General features: G+C 58.1%; 16 protein-coding genes. 8 read left to right on the top strand and 8 right to left on the bottom strand.

The features are described 5' to 3' along the window. Positions 1-9: 9 nt before the first annotated feature. From QYE77_RS08140 to QYE77_RS08120, 5 genes are all read left to right on the top strand, one after another. A complete protein-coding gene (locus tag QYE77_RS08140; RefSeq protein ID WP_315624880.1) occupies positions 10-1,512 on the top strand; it encodes a carboxypeptidase M32 in 1,503 nt (500 codons plus the stop codon). A 148-nt stretch (positions 1,513-1,660) separates the two neighbouring features. Further along, entirely contained in the window at positions 1,661-3,355 is a 1,695-nt protein-coding gene (locus QYE77_RS08135; protein ID WP_315624879.1) for a cyclic nucleotide-binding domain-containing protein, read from the top strand. 42 nt (positions 3,356-3,397) lie between these two features. Further along, positions 3,398-3,904: a peptide deformylase gene (gene def / locus QYE77_RS08130; RefSeq protein WP_315624878.1), complete on the top strand. Its 507-nt coding sequence runs from the start codon at positions 3,398-3,400 to the stop codon at positions 3,902-3,904. 39 nt (positions 3,905-3,943) lie between these two features. Further along, positions 3,944-5,164, top strand: coding sequence for a DNA replication/repair protein RecF (gene recF / locus QYE77_RS08125; RefSeq protein ID WP_315624877.1), 1,221 nt, complete (start codon positions 3,944-3,946; stop codon positions 5,162-5,164). Positions 5,165-5,442: 278 nt separating this feature from the next. Beyond that, the gene (locus QYE77_RS08120; RefSeq protein WP_315624876.1) at positions 5,443-8,406 is read left to right on the top strand and encodes a hypothetical protein; all 2,964 of its coding nucleotides are present in this window, start codon (positions 5,443-5,445) and stop codon (positions 8,404-8,406) included. A gap of 61 nt (positions 8,407-8,467) precedes the next feature. On the opposite strand, the gene QYE77_RS08115 is transcribed toward QYE77_RS08120, so the two are convergent. The 8 genes from QYE77_RS08115 to QYE77_RS08080 all read right to left on the bottom strand — a co-directional run bounded on the left by QYE77_RS08115 (position 8,468) and on the right by QYE77_RS08080 (position 16,159). Continuing rightward, a complete protein-coding gene (locus QYE77_RS08115; protein WP_315624875.1) occupies positions 8,468-9,745 on the bottom strand; it encodes a DapH/DapD/GlmU-related protein in 1,278 nt (425 codons plus the stop codon). Between the two features lie 27 nt (positions 9,746-9,772). Next, positions 9,773-10,321, bottom strand: coding sequence for a hypothetical protein (locus QYE77_RS08110; RefSeq protein WP_315624874.1), 549 nt, complete (start codon positions 10,319-10,321; stop codon positions 9,773-9,775). Next, complete coding sequence (locus tag QYE77_RS08105; RefSeq protein ID WP_315624873.1) at positions 10,290-11,126, bottom strand: alpha/beta fold hydrolase; 837 nt, start codon at positions 11,124-11,126, stop codon at positions 10,290-10,292. The genes QYE77_RS08110 and QYE77_RS08105 overlap by 32 nt, the downstream gene beginning before the upstream one ends. A 21-nt stretch (positions 11,127-11,147) precedes the next feature. Continuing rightward, positions 11,148-11,687 (bottom strand): GTP-binding protein, encoded by a 540-nt coding sequence (locus QYE77_RS08100; protein ID WP_315624872.1) that lies wholly within the window; start codon positions 11,685-11,687, stop codon positions 11,148-11,150. A 27-nt stretch (positions 11,688-11,714) separates the two neighbouring features. Then, positions 11,715-12,524, bottom strand: a complete 810-nt coding sequence (locus QYE77_RS08095; protein WP_315624871.1) for a DUF4388 domain-containing protein — start codon at positions 12,522-12,524, stop codon at positions 11,715-11,717. Between the two features lie 365 nt (positions 12,525-12,889). Then, on the bottom strand, positions 12,890-13,786 hold the full coding sequence (locus QYE77_RS08090; RefSeq protein WP_315624870.1) for a universal stress protein: 897 nt from the start codon (positions 13,784-13,786) through the stop codon (positions 12,890-12,892). A gap of 2 nt (positions 13,787-13,788) precedes the next feature. Beyond that, complete coding sequence (locus QYE77_RS08085; RefSeq protein WP_315624869.1) at positions 13,789-15,093, bottom strand: Nramp family divalent metal transporter; 1,305 nt, start codon at positions 15,091-15,093, stop codon at positions 13,789-13,791. A gap of 85 nt (positions 15,094-15,178) precedes the next feature. Then, the gene (locus QYE77_RS08080; RefSeq protein ID WP_315624868.1) at positions 15,179-16,159 is read right to left on the bottom strand and encodes a LysM peptidoglycan-binding domain-containing protein; all 981 of its coding nucleotides are present in this window, start codon (positions 16,157-16,159) and stop codon (positions 15,179-15,181) included. A gap of 260 nt (positions 16,160-16,419) precedes the next feature. On the opposite strand from QYE77_RS08080, the gene QYE77_RS08075 reads away from it, so the two are divergent. The 3 genes from QYE77_RS08075 to QYE77_RS08065 all read left to right on the top strand — a co-directional run bounded on the left by QYE77_RS08075 (position 16,420) and on the right by QYE77_RS08065 (position 19,290). Further along, complete coding sequence (locus QYE77_RS08075) at positions 16,420-17,646, top strand: cation:proton antiporter (RefSeq protein WP_315624867.1); 1,227 nt, start codon at positions 16,420-16,422, stop codon at positions 17,644-17,646. A gap of 113 nt (positions 17,647-17,759) precedes the next feature. Beyond that, on the top strand, positions 17,760-18,728 hold the full coding sequence (locus tag QYE77_RS08070) for a c-type cytochrome (RefSeq protein WP_315624866.1): 969 nt from the start codon (positions 17,760-17,762) through the stop codon (positions 18,726-18,728). Between the two features lie 25 nt (positions 18,729-18,753). After that, on the top strand, positions 18,754-19,290 hold the full coding sequence (locus QYE77_RS08065; RefSeq protein WP_315624865.1) for a cytochrome c3 family protein: 537 nt from the start codon (positions 18,754-18,756) through the stop codon (positions 19,288-19,290). Positions 19,291-19,309: the final 19 nt, after the last annotated feature.

Raw genomic sequence — 19,309 nt, 5'->3', positions numbered from 1 at the left:
GAGGTAAGCATGGAAGAGAAACTCCAACGACTCAAAACCCTGATGGCCGAGGTGGTGGACCTGCAAGCCGCCGCGGCAGTGCTCTCGTGGGATCAGCAGACCTACATGCCCCCCGCGGGTGCCGAGGAACGCAGTGAGCAACTGGCCACTCTATCCCGCCTGATCCACCTCAAAGCCACTGCCCCGGAGGTGGGGCAACTGATTGAGGATCTGCTCCCCTATGCCGAAACCCTGCCCCCTGATTCGGACGAAGCGCGGCTGATCTACAAAGCCAAGCGTGCTTATGATAAGCAGACCAAGGTGCCCACGGATTTGGTGGCCGAATTCACTCAGGTGACCACCCTGGCGCAGGAAGCCTGGGTGCAGGCGCGCGCCGAATCCAACTTTGCTCACTTCCGCCCGCACCTGGAAAAGGTCGTCGAACTGCGCCGCGCCTATGCCGAGTGCTTCGCGCCCTATGATCACGTTTATGACCCGTTGCTGGATGATTTTGAGCCGGGGATGAAGACCGCCGAGGTGCAGGCGATTTTCAACGCCTTGCGCCCGCATCAAGTTGACTTGGTGCGTCAGATCGCCACACGCCCACCGGTAGAAGATGGTTTTCTTTTCTTGCGCTACAGCGAGAAGAAGCAATGGGATTTCGGCGTGGAGGTGATCACCCGCTTCGGCTATGACTGGAAAGCCGGGCGACAGGATCGTTCGGCGCATCCTTTCACAACCGCCTTCGGCCTGGGCGATGTGCGCATTACCACCCGCATTCACCCCCGCAACCTGGTCTCAGGGCTCTTCAGCACCATGCACGAATGCGGGCACGCTCTCTACCATCAGGGTATCGGACGCAACCTGCGCCGCACCATCCTTGCCGATGGTGCTTCGATGGCGGTGCACGAGTCGCAATCACGAATGTGGGAGAACCTGGTCGGGCGGTCAAAGCCTTTCTGGCGCTACGCTTACCCGCGCTTACAAGCGCTCTTCCCACGCCAGTTGGGCAATGTGAGCCTGGAGGCGTTTTACAAGGCGATCAACAAAGTCAAGCCGTCCTTTATCCGCGTTGAAGCCGACGAAGCCACCTACAACCTGCACATCATGTTGCGCCTGGAACTGGAGATCGCTCTCGCTGAAGGCAGCCTGGACGTTCAAGATCTGCCCGAGGCGTGGAACAGTCGCATGCAGGACTACTTGGGCATCGTTCCGCCCAACGATCGCCTGGGGGTGCTGCAAGATGTGCACTGGTCGGCAGGGTTGATTGGGTATTTCCCCACCTATGCGCTGGGCAACCTGGTCTCGGCGCAGTTGTGGGAAACCATCCAACGCGATCTTCCCGACGTGGAAGCGCAGATTGCCCGCGGGGAATTTGCAGATCTGCTGGCCTGGCTGCGCGAGAAGATTCACCAGCACGGGGCGAAGTTCGAGCCGCAAGAGCTGGTGCAGCGCGTGACGGGTTCGCCGATCACCCCCGAGCCCTACCTGCGCTATCTGAGCGCCAAGTACGGCGAGATTTACGGCCTGTAATCCCCTTCGGTCGGGCTTTCCTTCTGCCCCGGGTGTACCCCGGGGCATTTTTTTATCTGCGCATTGCCCGGAGAACGGTCAATGGGCACGCTTTTTGCATGCCTGAAGGTGGGGGCTCTTTCACCTCCATCAGAGATTGGGCTATACTATGAGCATGGACATCCCCCAGCAAGAGGTGCTAACGCTTCTACGGCAGTGTCATCTCTTTCGCCGCCTCAGCGATGAGCAACTGCTGCGCGTGATGACTTATTGGCAGGCGCTCTTTTATGAAGAGGGGCTGGCGCTTTACGAAGAAGGTCAGGATGCCACGGCATTTTTCCTGATCTTCAGCGGACGGGTGCGCCTCAGTCATCAGCGGGGCAACGATGAAGAGGTGACCTACTTGGAAGAAGGGGATTACTTCGGCGAGGAAGCCCTCAGCCCCACTCCGTTGGCGCGCCGCGCTACCGCTACGGCTGCTGCGCCGCTGATCGTGCTGCGTTTAGAAGGGGCGGACTACCTGGCGCTGGTGCGCGAATTTCCTGACCTGAGCCCGGCCTTTCGTCTGATCTTGAACAGTTATCTGTTAGCCTCACGCCTGCGCCTGCCCTGGCGCAGCCCACGTGAGGTTGTGCGCTATGTGGCACGCCGTCATCCCTTCTTCCTTTTCTTGCGCATTGCGCTGCCCGCCGTGGTCACCGGTGCGCTGGTGGGCCTGTTTGCCTTCCTCACCATTGTGGTTTGGCACGGGGCGCTCCTGCCCACCCTGTTGCTGATTCTTAGCCTGGTGGGCGGGCTGGGCTGGCTGGCCTGGTCTGCAGTGGATTGGAGCAACGATTACGTCATCATTACCAACCGCCGGGTAGTGTTGCTGGAACGGGTGATCCTGCTTTATGAGAGCCGTCAGGAAGTGCCACTGGAAGCCATTTTGGCCGATGAGGTGCAGACCGATCAGATTGGCCGCTTCCTTAACTATGGCAGCCTGATTGTGCGTACCTACACCGGGCAATTGATCCTGGATCGCCTGGCAGAGCCGCAATTGGTGCTGAACTTGCTGGAAGAACAGCGCGACCGTGCTCGCCGCGGTCGCCGCCGCGCCCAACGCGCAGCCATCGAAGCCACGATTCGCAGCCGTTTGGGGCTGCCCACCGGTCCTTCCTCATCCTCATCAGAAGCACCCCCTGAAGAGACCTCACCCCCACCTCCCAGTTCTACCCAACGTCTGGGCCAGACCCTGGCGCGCCTGTTCATGCTGCGTGAGGAGGTGGGGGACACCATCGTCTATCGCACCCATTGGGCCATCCTCCTGGCCAAGACGGCCCCGCCTACCCTGGCTCTGCTCGTGGACGTTGCCCTGGGCTGGTTGATCCTGAGCCAGCGCTTACCTTTGCCGTCACGCTTGGGCTGGATCGTACTGGTGCTTGGTGTACCGGCGCTGGCGCTGTGGTGGCTGTACCAATATGTGGACTGGCGCAACGACCGCTATATCATCACACCGGACATGATCATTGACGTGTATAAAAAGCCGCTGGGGACGGAAGAAAAACGCAGTGCCCCCCTGCGCAACATCCAGACCATTGAATACGCGCGGAAGACCATCATTCACCTCTTGCTTAATTTCGGCACGGTCTACATCCGCGTTGGAGATACCCAATTCACCTTTGACGATGTCTACAACCCCTCTGAGGTACAGCGTGAATTGTTCCAGCGCCTGGTCGCGGTCAAGCAACGCGAGGAACAGCGGGCCGAGCAAACCCAGCGTGAACAACTGGCCGAGTGGATCGAGTTATATCACCGCATGGTCAGCAGTCACCCACCCGCCGAATCCGAGCCGAAGCCCCCGGCAGGAACAGAATCGGGGTAAAATAGGAGTACGTTTTCAGCATGTTTAGAGGTAGGTACACCAATGGCCATTCGCCCCATTGTTACTGTTCCCGATCCGGTGTTGCGGCGCAAAGCCCAAAAGGTGCGCCAGTTTGACACGGATCTGCAGCAATTGATTGAGGATATGATCGAGACCATGCGCGCTGCTCCCGGCGTGGGGCTGGCCGCGCCCCAGGTTGGCGTCTCCCAACGGGTCATTGTGGTGGAATACGGCGAGGACGAGGATGAGGATAAGCCGCCTCGCCTCTACGTCGTGGTCAACCCCGAGATTGTTGAGGTCTCTGCCGAGACCGAAATGGGCGTGGAAGGCTGTCTTTCTATCCCCGATTTGGTGGGAGAGGTCGAGCGCTACCAACGCATTGTGGTCAAGGGCCAGAACCGCCGTGGTCAGCCGATCAAACTCAAACTACGAGGGTGGGTGGCACGCATCTTTCAGCATGAGATTGACCACCTGGACGGTGTCCTCTTTACCGATCGCGCCGTGCGGGTTTGGAAGCCCAGCCCCGAAGAAGCTGTTGCGGTGGATTAAGCCGCCCGCGCCAGCCTGCACCGACCCAACGAGGCGGGGATGATCCTGACGCACCTCTCACTGACCAATTTCCGCGCCTTTGCCCGCTTGGATGTGGACGTCCCGCGCCCAACGTTGCTTATCGTGGGTGAAAACGCGCAGGGGAAGACCACCCTGCTCGAAGCGATCTACTACCTGGCCACGCTGACCTCGTTTCATACCGAGAGCGACCGCCAGTTGATCAACTTCCTGGCCGCGCGCGAACCGCTGGCGGTGGCGCGCATTGTAGCCGAATTCATCCGCGGCGAGCACACCCACCGCCTGGAAGTGCGCCTGATCCAGGAAAACGCTGCGCTCAACGGCAACCGGATGCGCCGTGAAATCCTGGTGGATGGGGTCAAACGTACCGCGCGTGAGGCGCTGGGACACTTCAACGCGGTGCTCTTCCTGCCCCAGATGACCAACATCATCGAAGGTGCGCCCGAGGAACGCCGCCGTTACCTCAATATGGCGCTGGCGCAGGTGATGCCCGGCTACGCCCAGGCGCTCAGCGAATATACCCAGATCCTTGGCCAGCGTAACGCCCTGCTCAAGCAGTTGGGCGAGCGCGGGGGTGACCCGGCGCAATTGCAATACTGGGACGCCTTGCTGGTGGAGCGCGGGGCGTTGATCATCCAGGCGCGCAGCAAGGCGCTGGATGAAATCGAAACCCTGGCGGCGCGCATTCATGATCGCCTGACCCACGGGCAAGAGGTGCTGCACCTGGTCTATCGCCCCGCTTACGACCCCGCCGCGCCCGACAACGGCCAAATGGCGCTGCGCCTGGACACCGCGGTCAAGCGGGAACATTTCAGCCTGAGCCAGATACAACAGGGTTTTTTGCGCCGCCTGGAAGCTTTGCGCAGCGATGAGATCAGCCGCGGCATGACTCTGATCGGGCCGCATCGGGATGAATTTCGCATCCTCAGCAATGGGATTGACCTGGGGGATTACGGCTCGCGCGGGCAGGTGCGCACGGCGCTGATGGCGCTCAAACTGGCCGAGGTGGCCTGGATGCACCAGAAGAGCGGGGAATGGCCAGTGCTGCTGCTGGATGAGGTGCTGGCCGAACTGGATGCCCAGCGCCGCCAGGACCTGCTGGACTTTCTGGCCGAGGGCGAGCAAAGCCTGCTCACCACCACCGATCTCAACCTCTTTTCTCCATCTTTTGTGCGCCGCGCTGCCATCTGGACCATCCGCGCCGGCTGCATTGTCTCCAGCGAGTTGCCGGCAGGGGCGTGAGAAAGGCAAGAGAGACCATTTCAAAAGGTTACGAGGATACAGAATAAATGGCTGTTAGGATGGCCGTTTTAGGTTGAAAATACTTAAGTTTCCTAAGATTAGGAACTTGAAATGAACTCTACGTTGTGCTAGTATACAATAAATCAATCTTTTGCGGGGGTTTTAGATGAAATTATCCCGTTTCTCTTTGTGACGAATTGATAATAAAACAAAAGGGGGGTTGTCTGCGTCGTTTCTAGAATTGGCGATTTTTGTGCCAGAAAGGGGATACAAAACTCATGAAAACACGGTCTTACTTGCTCGTTTGTGGTCTGTTGCTCCTCGGTGTACTGATGAGTAGTCTGATCCCGTTGAGCGTTGTAAAGGCATTTTTCTCTCCGCTGTCAGCTGCTTCTCCTTCTTCCCAGGAATCGTCTCCCGAGGGCGAAGACTATTTGGTTTTGTTGCCATTTGAGGCACCTCAGTCACAAGAGCTCCTGTCCATCTTCAAGCCGGGACAAAGGCAGACAGTTCTCTTAGAACTCATCTATCAACGCACCAAGCCGTTACGGAAAGAACTGGAACAATTGCGGGCGCAAGGTTTAATTACCGGGTTTGAAGTTCGTCCTGACCTTTATGGGGTTGTCGTGCACGGCCTGACTCAGGATGGAATGCGCCGCCTTCAAAACCTGCCGGACGTGGGCAGTGTGTTGTCGAAAGATAGTCAGAACCAAACCTGCGCGGCATTAACCGCCACGGCTTTCACCCACCAGGTTGAATCCTTGGGTTATAGCCTGGAACGACGCGAAGCCCTTGAAAACAAGGGCGGCTTTGAAGTTCTAACTACCAACCCCACTGTTAATGTTACCTACTACTCGGATGGCTACAGTTGGGTTGATGGACAGACCTCGCCCAATACGCAGGTCAATCTGCGAGTTTTACGTGGGAGCACGGTGGTGGTAACAACCTCTACAACTAGCGACTCATGGGGTTGGTATTACTTTGAACCCGATTGGGTTGAATGCCCAACGTCAAGCTATACCTGGACATTACAACCCGGTGATGTGGTTGAGGTTTCTGCGGGAGGGCGCACGGCAAGCACGGTAGTAGCTTACATTTATGTCTGGGCAGACCCGCAGAACGACCAAGTCGGTGGCAAGACTGATCCGGGGCGGCAGGTTGAAATAGATCTGTATTACTTTCCCAATGACCCTTGCACTGGGATTGATATTCAAAAAACGGTGCTTCCCGATGTCAGTGGCAACTTCACGGCTAGCATGGGAGTGGATTTTGATGGACAGGCTTACGGGCAAGTTTTTGTGCGTGATGCTAATGGTAACAGCACCTATCGTTGGTTTTACGCCTATAATCTAATGGCATATGTGCAATATAATTATGTGTGGGGGGTAATAAAGCCTGGTATTACTTTTACCGCGACTCTGAAACGAGGAAGTAACACTCTGGAGTCCTATCCAGGAGTAAGTGATCCGGATACGGGCGACTTTTGGCTCAATTTTATAAATCCTTTTCAACCCGGCGATGAAATAGACCTCAATAGCGGTGACATCCATTTACACTATGTCATTGCACCCCTAAATAACGTGGTCATTGATCCTGTTAATAATCAGGTGAGTGGGGTCACGAGCCCGAATCACCAGGTACAAGGCAATTTCATTAAAAGCACATATTACGATATTGTTACTGCGTGTGATTGGGGTAGGGGTTGTGCTTCAACGACAAGTGATAGTGAGGGAGGCTTTACCCTGACTTCCCCAATGGATATAGTGCGGGGAGATGAAGTTGATATTTATATCGTTGATGATCAAGGCAATTATCAATATCACTTTTTACGCGTACCGGTCATCGGCGTAGATATTAGTGAGCCGAGCAATAACCGTGTTATTGGGGCCTGGATAACAGCGGATCGGACGCTGACGGTAACCCATAAGACGAGCGGGGGAAGTGTAAGGCAGACCATCTCCGAAGTTTATCTCTCTAATTGGAGCAATGAGTTCGATGTCTCACTAATAAATGACATTATCTCCGGTGACCGTATTGAGGTTAGCGATGGAACAATCAGTCTGGAGATGAGTGTTCCAGATCCATTGCCGACTGCAAGCCTAAAGACTACAGATCAGGCTTTGGTTGGTAGTGCTCCAATTGGAAGCTTCCTGCTCTCCGAACTTTATGATCATCGCAGAGATATTGGATACACCTTTTATTACTGTTCAGAAATGCAAATCGCTACTAACAACTTTGCCCTTGGGTTTTACGATGCTCAAATCGGAGGCGGAGATACCGCGTACACCTGGATTCGCTTACCCAACACAGAATACCTCATAGGGATTAATCGGAATGCTTTGCAGGTTACCCACCCTATAGGGAGCACAGTAATGTGGATAACCTATACACCCCGAAGCTCGATTACTATCGAATGGTGGCGTGGTAGTACCCTTCTTGGGGAAAAGACACAAAAATTAGAAAGGTCGTGGATTGGGTACTATTTGGATGAAACGCCCTCACCCGGGGATCTTTTTAAGGTGTCCTCAGATGATGGCCAAAAGGCGGACATAACTATTCCTCAATTAACAATCAACCTGGATCGCCCGAACAATCGTATCTATGGTCGGGCAGTGCCTAATCGTCCACTTGAGGTTGGCGTATGGCGGTATACAGGATCAAGGGGGTATGGTAGATATCAAACGGTCTGGGCAGATTCAAACGGAAACTATAGCGCTAGTTTTAATGGTCAATATTGGTGGGATTGTTCGCCAATCCAAATTAGCCATCGCTGTGCAGCTGGTGAACTCAGATACTATACCCCCGAAGGGCACTTTTTTTACTTAGCAAGCGAGGGGCCGGTACCAGCACCTGCCGATGCATATGAGTCTGACAATGATCGGGATCATGCCAGTGTCTATACCGCCGTCCAAACTCACACCTTCCACATTGAGGGTGATGAGGATTGGGTCACGTTCACCGTGCCAACCGAAGATGTGGGTAACGTCGTTTATCGCATTGCTACGGTAAATAAAGGTTGGGATGTAGATACCGTGATCACACTTTATGACAATAATGGTAATCAGATTTCGGAAGTTTCCAACAGGTGGGATGAAATTTACTGGGTTCCCCAGACTGCCGGCAAATACTATGTTAAGATCAGCCCCCTGGATGATTACTCCACCGCTCATTGCGACGCTTACTATGACTTGCTGATCTTGCCGATCCGCGCCGAGGTCTACCTGCCTTTGGTGCGTCGTTGATCCGGTCAATTGGGTGCATATATCAGTTGGGGTCTGGTATCGTCCAGGCCCCAACTTGTTTTCACCACCCCTCGTCCGTGGCTTCGCCGGGGCGGGGGTAGAGGCGGCGGTGCAGGTGCGCCAGTGGCAGTTGGTGGTGGTCGCTCTGCTCATAGGTCACGTCTTTATCAATCACCCGCCGCTCTTTTGAGGCAAACAGGATCACGTCCGATTCAATCGTGCGGGCCGGGTAAACGATCATCCCTGCCCCAATGCGGCAGTTGTGCCCCACGCACCCGCCCAACACCGGGCGGTTCGAGGGCACCAGGTTGCCGTGGGCATCCCGCGCGCGGATGGGTGTGGGCAGCAGGTTGAAATCGGTGAACGTGGAGCCAGCGCCGATGAAGGTATTGCGGCCGATCACGCACATTTGCAGGCAGGTGTTCTGCGCGATCAGGCAGTTATCCATCACCGTGGTCATGAACAACGAGGCACGGAAGGGCAGAAACGTCCCATCGCCCACCACCGAGAGCATCAGGTGACAGCCTTGCGAAATGTTGACGTTATCCCCGATAATGCAGTTCTCGATCACCGCCCCGGCACCGATGGTCACGTTATCGCCGATGGTGGTCGGGCCGTGGATGACGGCGGTCGGATCAATTGAGCAGTTGCGCCCAATCTTGACCAGTTTGGAGCATTCCAGCACCTGCTTGCCCTCGTAGAGCGCCGTCCAGAGGATGGAGAGCTTGAACCCCAGGTCGCGTTTGAGGCGTTCCTCAAAGCGTGCCCCGCGCCCAAAGAGGCCAAAGACGCAGTCGGCGATGAAAATGTGCACCCATGAATCAATGGCGATCAGACTGCGCAGTGGCACCTGATACACCAGATCGCCGCTCTGGGCGGCCATATAGGTCGGCACATGGTAGTAGCCGATCTCGCGCGCCTGCAGGTCAATCACCAGCGGCTCGGCGTTCGGCTCCGGGCCGCGGGGGTAATACCACAAGTCGGCCAAGTAGAGGTCGCCAGCGGGGGTATAGGAATCCGAGAGCGGCAGGCAGTGTTCGCGAAAAGCCGGGTCATGGATCGAAAACGCCGCTCGTGAGGGGTGGGGGCGTTTGCGCGCCTCAGCCAGGAAAGCGGCGATGTAATGTTCGTCAAAGAAGAGATTATCGCGATAGACCAGACACGGCTCGCGCACCTGGGGGAGGCGTGCGTCGGGAGGGAGTTCGATCTCGTGCGTGGTGTAGGGCGCCAGCACGTCCCGCTGCGCCAGCCAGAGCGGCTTGTTCTGGATGCGCAGATCACGCGCCCGCTCGTTGAACGGGGCGATATAACGGGGCGATTGCAGGATGATCTTGAGCATACCCAACCCTCGCGTCATGCGATGGGTTCAATCCAGGGGTGTGCGTCCAAAGACGATGCGGCAGGGGCTGGCTTCAGATGCGGCGGCGCAGGTCAGCGCACGCAAGGGGTAAACACGCGCCCCGCCTGCCCAGGCCAGAAATTCCTGCACCAGCCCGCCCAGGAACCAGCACCACACGTGCGCCGGGTCGGGGTGAGGTGGTGGCACCCGCCGCACTTCAAGGTGCCACTCGGCAGACGTTTCATCCAGTGCCAGTGCCCAGCCCTGACAGGACTGGAGAAATGCCACTGTGGTGTGCAGGCCCTGGCTCAGGCGGCGGCGCAGGGGCAACAGCCAGAAGTCAATCTGGTCGAGACCGATAATGCTTTGATGATGGCGATAGAGCCATGGCCAGGCCGCCCGTCCGGCCCGCCAGGCCAACCCTTGCGCCGTGGGCAAGCCGTAGCGCTGGGGCAGACTTTCCGGCAAGGGAGAAGCGAGCGCCGCCATCCCTTCTGCGCCGATCATCATTTTCACCCCCAATTGCAAGAGATCATACCAGGTATCAGAGCGTGATAGGCGGTCGTTGGGGCTCATGCAGTGGCTCCTGAGGTTGCGGGGGGCGTTCTAGAAAGGCGTGCAGGGTGCGCATAAAGGCATCCGGTTCATCCAGCATGATAAAGTGTCCGGCGCGGGGGTATTCAACCAATTCGGTATGCGGCACCCCACGGCGCAAGACCCGTCCCTGGTGCGGGTGCACAATATTATCACGCAGGCCGTACATGCCCATCACCGGCACACGCACCAGATCCAAGTGCGGGCGCAAATCAGTGCGCCGCAGTGAGGCAATGCTGGTGAGGAAGGATTCCAGCGTGGTCTGGGAGAGATCGCGATCCATCATCTCCGGGAAGCGCGGATCGCGGCAGATCAGCGGTGAGGCCAGGCGCATTCCCCAGCGGAAGAGGCTGAAGAAACTGAACAGCAGGAAAGCAATCGGACGCAGGCCGGCCAGTTTGAGCGCCAGTGCAAGCGATGAGCCCGCAATCGGTGAACCAATTACCACTACCCGATCCACCCGTTGAGGATAGCGCATTGCCACCAGCAGGCTGACCGTGCCACCCATGCTGTGGCCGACCAACGGCGCCCGTTCCAGCCCCAGGCGATCCATGAATTGATCCACCAGGTCCACAAAATCGCTCACCTGGTAGGTATCCAGTTTCTTGCCCGATTCACCAAAGCCCCAAAAATCGAGCGCATAGGTGCGATAGTAGCGCCCGAGATAGGCCATGGTATCCTGCCACAGGCCCCACGAGCCGAGCCAACCGTGGAGCAGAATCACCGGTTTGCCGCGCCCATAGACTTCATAATGGAGAATGCCCTGATCGGTGGTAATGGACGACACCGCACACCTGCCGGCCTGTGCTCAGGACCGACCCTCCTCCATCTCGGCCAGGATACTGTAGAGCAGTTCAAGCAACACGTTCTTGACGGCTTCTTTTTGCGTTGCCACGCAGGGGAGCAATTTGACCTTGCGATCCAGGCGCAGGGCGACGCGCATATCCTCCAAATCCCAGGCGTCGGGGCTATCCTGTTTATTGGCGGCGACCACATAAGGGGTTGGGGCATAGGCGCGGAAGGTTTCGAGGATACTGCGTGCCTCGCGGAACGTCTCCGGACGGGTACTGTCCACCATCACTACGAAACCGAGCATGCCCTCGGAGAGGATCTCCCACATAAAATCGAAGCGCTTTTGGCCCGGTGTGCCGAAGAGATAGAGGACGAGATCATCATCCACGGTGATGCGGCCAAAATCCATCGCCACAGTGGTCTGATCCTTGATCCGCTCACTGGCCGAGGTGATCTTGCGCTCAGTTGAGACAACATCAATTTCGCTGATCGAACGGATGAACGCGGTTTTTCCGGCATTGAAGGGGCCTGTCACTACGATTTTGACGTTCTGCATACCAGCCTGCACTCCGGGGATCAAGGATCAAATCGAGCGAATACGTTCAATTAGACGGTTGATGAGCGAGCGCTGTTGGTCCTTCTGGGCTGCGGGTAGCATGCGCGCTGCTGGGATCGCTCCCGCCGGGCGCACCAGTTCCACAATGCTGGCTTGCAGTAGGGCATAGACCACGCGCCGAATCTCTAACTCGTTCATCTTAGTCGCCTGGGCAATCTGGCGCAGGGTATTTTTGGGATTGACGTAGGAAATGACGCGCCACTCTTCCACGCTGAGGTTGAGGTTACGCAGGTTGCGCCCGGGGCGGTCGGTGAATTTAAGCGCCATATCCAAACTGGGAATTTCCTCTTGCAGTTGCTCCCACTCGCGTAACTGGCGCGTGCCTTCGATAATCAGGTTTTGCAGGTCAATGCGCAAAGGAATCTTGCCATCCGGCGGGGGAACATTAGGCTCAAAGTTGAACTGCCCCTCTACCCAGGTGAAAAGGCGACGCACGGTCTCGAGGGTATGGGCTTGCAGGCTTTCCAGAATCTCTTTTTGGGTCAGGTAACCGGCATTGATGAGCAACAGACCCAGTTCTTTATCGGTCATTCCCTTGGCCCGCTCGTGCAAGACGCGCACCTGGTTGGCACTCAGTTTGCGGCTTCGGTAGAGCACTGTCGCCAGGTCGTTGGGGGTTTGACCGATCTGGGCATAACTCAGTTTGCCCTCACGAAAATAGATCTGGGCCGTTTCGCTCGCGCCCTGGATGGTCAATAACCCGGTCTTACGCGCCAAATGGATCAGGTTAAACAGTTGGGTGATGCTGAAATCGCGCAGATTGCCTTTAAGCGCCATGCAGTGCCTCAACTAATGCGTCCGCCGTCAGAAGGTGCTCTCTGTTGGTGTTGCAAGAATCAGACCCCGTTTTCCGTATCAAAGATGTAAGTAAACATCCACTGCGTTATGACAACCCACGAACGATTATACTTTTGGCACAGGGGGGCGTCAATGCGCCTGACCTTATGATTACTTAACAATTTTGGGCCGGCTAAATCGGGCGAATGCTCTCGCGCATGAGAGTTTGCGCACCAGGATCGCCCCGAGCCAGGCGGGCTTGCCACTCTGCGGTGGTAAATACCAAGATATTCACCCCAAGGTTGAAATCAAAATAGGGCGGGTAGCGCAAAATAAGGTTTGATAGTAGCGCCTTGGCCAAACAATCACAACGGTATCAGCAATACCGGTCGGCGGGTGCGGCGCACCACCTGCGGCGCCACCGAGTGCGCCCAGAACGCGGCCATGCCAGCCTTGCGGTGGGTCGCCAGCACGATCAGATCCGCATCTTCGGCCTCGGCCACAGCCACAATCTGCTCCGCCGGGTCACCTCGCACGACGTGCCGATACGCGCGTATCCCCGCTTGCTGTAAGTCTTGCAAATGTTCTTCTAAATGCGCCCAGGCTTCCTCTTCCTGCCAATCCAGATAAGCCGCCGCCGTTAGCGGGAGCAGCGAACCGGCCGCTGCCTGTTCGCCGCGCAGGGTGGCCAGGGTGGGGATCACGGTCAGCAGGCAAGCCTCAGCGTCATAGGCACGGGCCAGATGAACTGCATAATCCAGGCTGAGGTCGTGCTGGGATTCGTCATCCAGGGGCAGGAGTAAGCGCCGCAGGGTAAACGGCGGGTGATTCTCGGCCTGCGGCCGACACAGCAGGATTGGCGCCTGCTGGCGCGCCAGCACCTGCTGGGCAATATTGCCGATCAGAAAATCGCGCAGTCCCCCTTGACCATGGGCGCACATCACGATCAGGTCGGGGTTGAACTCGCGGGTGGCGTGGTGGACGATGCTCTCGGCAATATCGGTGACCGGGCGGGTGTGCACATGCACCTGCACCGTAACCCCGGCCGCAATAAAACGCTGGGCAATTTGGTTTAGGTAAGCCACGGCATCTTCGGCCCGGCTGAGATGCTGATCCTGGTGCACGGTCGTCGGGGCATCTTTTTCAAGGATGTGGAGCAGGGTGACCGGCGCGCCCAGTGTCTGCGCCAGCGAAAGGGCCGGCGGAAGGGCCGCTTCAGCCAGGCGCGAACCATCCAGAGGAACTAACAGGCTACGGAACATACTCAGGCTCCCAGCAGTAAGCGATAAATCAGAAAGGCGTTTAGCGCCAGGATCAATCCGCCAGCGAGCGAAGCGAGTGCCGTAGTCAGCGGGCGATTCACCAGTGCGCCCATCAGGTCACGCCGCCGTGTGAAGAGGATGAGTGGGATGACAGCAAAGGGCAGCGCAAACGAGAGCACCACCTGGCTGAGGATCAACGTTTGGGTGGGATCGGCTCCCATGCCGATCACGATCAGCGAGGGCAAAATGGTCACCAATCGCCGCACCCAGGGTGGAATATGACGGTGAATAAACCCCTGCATGATCACCTGCCCGGCCATTGTCCCGACCGAAGTAGACGAAAGCCCACTCGCCAACAGGGAGATGCCGAAAAACCATTGGGCGGCGTGACCCAAAAGCGGTTGCAGAGTGCGGTGCGCCTGCTCCAGCGTGCCGATGTTGGTTAACCCGACAGTATGGAAGGTAGCCGCAGCCATGATCAGCATCGCCATGTTGATCAGCCCGGCGGCACCCATGGCAATGAAGACATCCAGCAGTTCATAGCGGAAAAGCAGGCGCTGCTTACGCGGGTTGCGGGTGAGGATGCGGTTTTGGGTCAATGCCGAGTGGAGGTAAATAGCATGGGGCATGACCGTAGCGCCCAGAATGCCGGTCGCCACCAGAACGCTCTCGGCGCTGGAAAAATGAGGCGTGACCAGATGGTAAAGCACCGTGCCCAGGGGTGGCTTGACGATCAGGATCTCGATCAGGTAACTGACGGCAACCACGCCCACAAAGGCCGAAATGACGGCTTCGACCGGGCGGAAGCCGTAGCGTTCCAGGGCCAAAATCACAAAGGTGGCTACGGCGGTGAGCAACCCGGCCCAGAAGAGCGGGATGCCGAAAAGCAGATTGAAACCCAGCGCCGCACCGATGAACTCAGCTAAATCGGTGGCAATGGCAGCCAGTTCTGCCACCACCCACATGATCCAAACCATCCAGCGCGGCAGCTGGTCGCGGCAATGCTCGGCCAGGTTCTTGCCACTGGCGATGCCCAATTTCGCCGAGAGCGATTGCAACAGCATCGCCATCAGGTTGCTGGCCAGGATCACCCATAACAATTCATAGCCGAACTTCGCCCCACCCTCGATGTTGGTCGCGAAATTGCCGGGATCCATGTAAGCCACGCTGGCAATGATGGCCGGGCCGATGAAGGGCAGCAATCGCGCCAACGCGCCTTTTTTGCTTTTTCCAGATAATACCTCTTGAGCACTGCGGATCAGCGCAGCATCGCGAGAGGATGATGAATGGGCTTTGGGTTTGGCCATCTCGCAATCCCTTGAAGCACCGTTAAGATAGATTCATTATAGCCCTGGGGTTAAGGATGACAAGGGACTGCCGTCAAAAATCACCTCAGGGCTGTGCTTCCACCTGTATTTCGGCGCGGGCAATAGGTGGCCCGGCGGAATAAACCCACAGGCGGAATGGCAGGCGTTCTCCCGGGGCCAAAGCGGCGGTGCTTTCCAACCGGCGTACCCCCACCACCTGCCCGACGGCATCATAAGCCACGCCCAAGACCCAGACCTGCTGAGCGGGTTGGGTGATCCCCGGGGCTAGACGAACCTCGCCTTCCAGGGTTACACCCAAGCCATCGGAGGTGATGGTTTGGTGCAGGTTCTCAACCCGGGCATCCAGGTAGCGCAGCGTGCTCTCGGGAACGGGGATCGCGATGAGGAGCTCGGCATCTACTTGGTAAGCCGGCGGGAGTGGGGGCGGAAAGTAAGCTGCCAGCGGGAGCGTGCCCCCGGCCAGCAGGCGGTTAAGCAGTGGCGCCACGGTTTGCGCCTGAATCTCATTGCTGGCCACATCCAGGCGGCGGAACTGGGCCGTTACCCCCTCCACGGCGAACGGTTGGGGGTTGCGCACCAGGGTAAAGCACCACAACCCATCGCTTGCAGTGGGGTAGCACTGCGGCAGGTCCATCTCCAAGCCGATGGGGGTGGGCGTGGGTGGGTGGTTGGGGTCGGGGGTGGGCACAGCGGCAGGGATGCGTAACACGGTGCCCACGCTGAGGAACTGCGGGGTTACGGTGGGGTTTGCCGCGAGCAGGGCATCCAGGCTGAGCCCGTAGCGCAGGGCAATGCCGAAGAGATCTTCCCCCCGTTGGACAACGTGGGTGCGTGGGGTGGGCGTGGGCGATGGCAAGGGCGTAGGACTGCGCAGGGGGCGGGTGGGGGTGAGGGTGGGGCGCGGTGCGGGCGTGAGGGATGCCGTGGCCGTCGGCAACAACGAGGGAGTGGGAGTGAAGAGCGGGCGCACTTCGACCGTACACGCCACCAGCGCCAACGCAATGCCCAGCCCAAACCAGCGAAGCACATAACGGATGGTTTTCACCTTGAGGATTATACCCCGTCAGGGTTGCGCATACGCATGTAGCCGAGCGCCGCGGCGGGGATTCTGACGGAGGTAGTGCTACAGCGGTTCGACGCCTTACCCCATCATCGCGTAACCACCCGGGTCAATATCGGGCGTTGATCGGCAGGGGAAATCAGGATCCTTGTGCCATCCCTTTAGCAGGTATGCCCATGGGCCTTGCCCGAATTTATTCACCCCCTTCTATGTATCTCTTGCCCCCTTGAGGTTAGAATCAAATTATGGAACTTACCCTGGTCAGTGTAGCGTTACTCCTTTTGGTGGCTGCGGTCGTGGCTATGCTGGCACGGCGGCTGCACCTGCCCTATACCGTGGGGTTGGTGCTGGCCGGATTGGCGCTGGCGTTCCTCCCCCGTTTCTCCGAGATCACCCTCACTGGCGATCTGATCTTTACCCTCTTTCTTCCACCACTGGTGTTTGAAGCCGCACTCTACATGCGTTGGCACGACCTCCGCCGCGACCTGGTGGTCATCCTCAGTCTGGCTACCCTCGGGGTGCTAATCACTGCAACCATCACCGCATTGGGCATGGTGTACCTGGCGCGGTGGACCTGGCCGGCGGCAACCCTCTTGGGCACGCTCATCGCCGCGACCGACCCGGTTACCGTCATCGCATTGTTCAAAGAAGCGGGGGTGCGGGGACGGCTGCGCCTGCTGGTCGAGGCAGAAAGCCTGTTCAACGATGGCACGACCGCCGTGCTTTTCGGCCTGGTAATGGGGGTGCTCGCGGGGCAAACCAGTAACCCCCTGCTGGCAATTCAAGATCTCTTAACAACCGTGGGTATTGGGCTGTTGTGTGGCGCACTGGTCGGTGGCGGAATTCTTCTCTTGGCCGGGCGCACTGAAGACCACCTGGTCGAGATCACCCTCACCGTGATTGCCGCCTACGGTTCCTTCTTGATGGCCAATTACTTCCAGGGATCGGGGGTGCTGGCGTCACTAACGGCAGGTCTGCTCATCGGCAACCTGGGCGCGTTGGGTTCAATCTCAGCCCGCGGACGCGAGGCAGTGGAATCATTCTGGGAATTCACCGCGTTCCTGGTCAATTCGCTCATTTTCATCTTGATTGGCATGCGCGAGGCGCACCAAGATTTGTTTCATACCCTGGGGCCGATTGCCCTGGCTAGTACGCTGGTGCTTTTAGGACGCGCCTTCTCGGTTTACTCCCTGGCAGCGCTCTTTGCCCCCACACCGCTCCACATCAAGCCCGCTCATCAGCACATCCTCTTCTGGGGTGGGATGCGTGGTACGCTTGCCCTGGCCCTGGCTCTGAGCCTGCCCACCGGTGTGCCCGATCGTGAAGCCGTGGTCACGGTCGCTTTTGGGGTGGTGGCGTTCTCCATCTTCGTCCAGGGCTTGACCATCATTCCACTTGTGCGGCGCCTGGTAGGGCTTCCACATCACCCACCCCATGCCCATAATACCCCCTCTTCTCCCACCGCGGGTTAATAAAAATCACCCGCCTTTAACGCAGGCTTAATTTACGGCTTTATGTATAATCATCCAAGGGGGGCAAACTACCTCCACTTACTTTCTGTATGTGCAGGCGAATGGAGCGGGCTATGAGGAAACCTGGCATTGGTTTAGCAATCGTTCTGATCGTCATTGCAGGGTTGTTGGTGGGACATCCGGCCGGACAGGTAGGCGCCCAAACGTCTTCGCCCACGGATGAGGTGGTGCTGGGGGCGCGCCTCTACGATGATTGGAGTGACGTCAAGGGCGTGACCCCGCCCCCTGGCAGTCACCCGATTTGGGGGCGTCAATCCACCAATACCCTCAGCGGGCCGGAGACCTGGCGCTGTGTGACCTGCCACGGATGGGATTACCAGGGCAAGGACGGTGCCTGGAGTAGTGGCGCGAATTACACCGGCTTCCCTGGCGTCTATGCCGCCCGTACCTTACCCGCTGCGTCGCTGACCGGCATCCTCACAGGCAGCGCCGATCCTGAGCATGATTTCTCCCCCTACCTCTCAGCGGCGGAGATCCAGGCTCTGGTGGCGTTCATCCGTGAGGGGGTGGTAGATGATCGGGACTACATTGACCTGGTTAGCCGCAAGGTAATCGGAGGCGACGTGGCTCACGGTCAAGCGCTCTACACTCAGACCTGCGCCACGTGCCACGGCGAGGATGGTCGGAAGATCACCTTTCGCTATCAGGGGATGCAGGTCTCACTCGCCTCGCTAGCGGTGCAAGATCCCTGGCGCTTCCTGCACCGCACCCGCTTTGGGGTGGCGCGTGCTCCCGAGATGCCCATCGGTGCTGCGTTGGGGTGGAGCGCCCAAGATGGTCGCGATGTGCTGGCGTATGCCCAAACTCTGCCCAGTGGCCTGGAGCCCCAGGTCACCCCGCCGCTAGCCGGGCAAGAGCCCACCCCAGTCCGATTACCCGGTGGCCCGGCGCAAAACCTGATTACCGGCGTTCTCACCGCGCTGGGCGCGATGGCGACCAGCCTGGGGTTTGCCCTGCTCCTGGGGGCGTTATTGGTCGGAATTTTATTGGTCGTGGTGTGGATGCTGCGCTCGCGAAAATAACCTGAACGCAAAGGAGAGAGACACGATGCAGGTCAAGAAACCCTGGTGGCAATCCGGCGGCGTGCGCATTGCGGTAGCACTGGTCTTGCTCATCCTCTTCGGCGGCGCCGCCAGCGGCATTTATCTATCCCAAATCCCTCCCGAACAACCGATTGCCTTTCCCCACAAGACTCACGTAGCCCTCGGGGCCCAGTGCACCTACTGCCATCCGGCGGCGGCATGGGGACCGAACGCTGGCCTGCCGGGCATCTCCAAATGCTGGGGCTGCCATCAGCAGGTGCAAAAGAAATCGCCCGAACTGGAAAAACTGGCCGGCTACGTCCAGCGCAATGAGCCTATCCCCTGGGTGCCGGTGGCGATCCAGCCCGATTTTGTCAAATTTACCCACCAGCCGCACGTGCAGGCGGGCATTGCCTGTGAGACCTGCCATGGCCCGGTCTCGCAGATGACGGTAGCCGTGCCCCAACCGCGTCAGAACATGGGCTGGTGCCTGGACTGCCATCAGCGCATGCGTCCGAACGACTTTGTGCGCCTTTCGGACTGCGCGACCTGTCATTACTAAACCCCACGCCTTGAAACGA

This window comes from Thermanaerothrix solaris (assembly GCF_032334255.1).
Taxonomy (GTDB): Bacteria; Chloroflexota; Anaerolineae; order Anaerolineales; family Anaerolineaceae; genus Thermanaerothrix; species Thermanaerothrix solaris.
The sequence above is the reverse complement of the archived record's forward strand: the minus strand, read 5'-3'. Positions and strand labels throughout refer to the sequence as shown.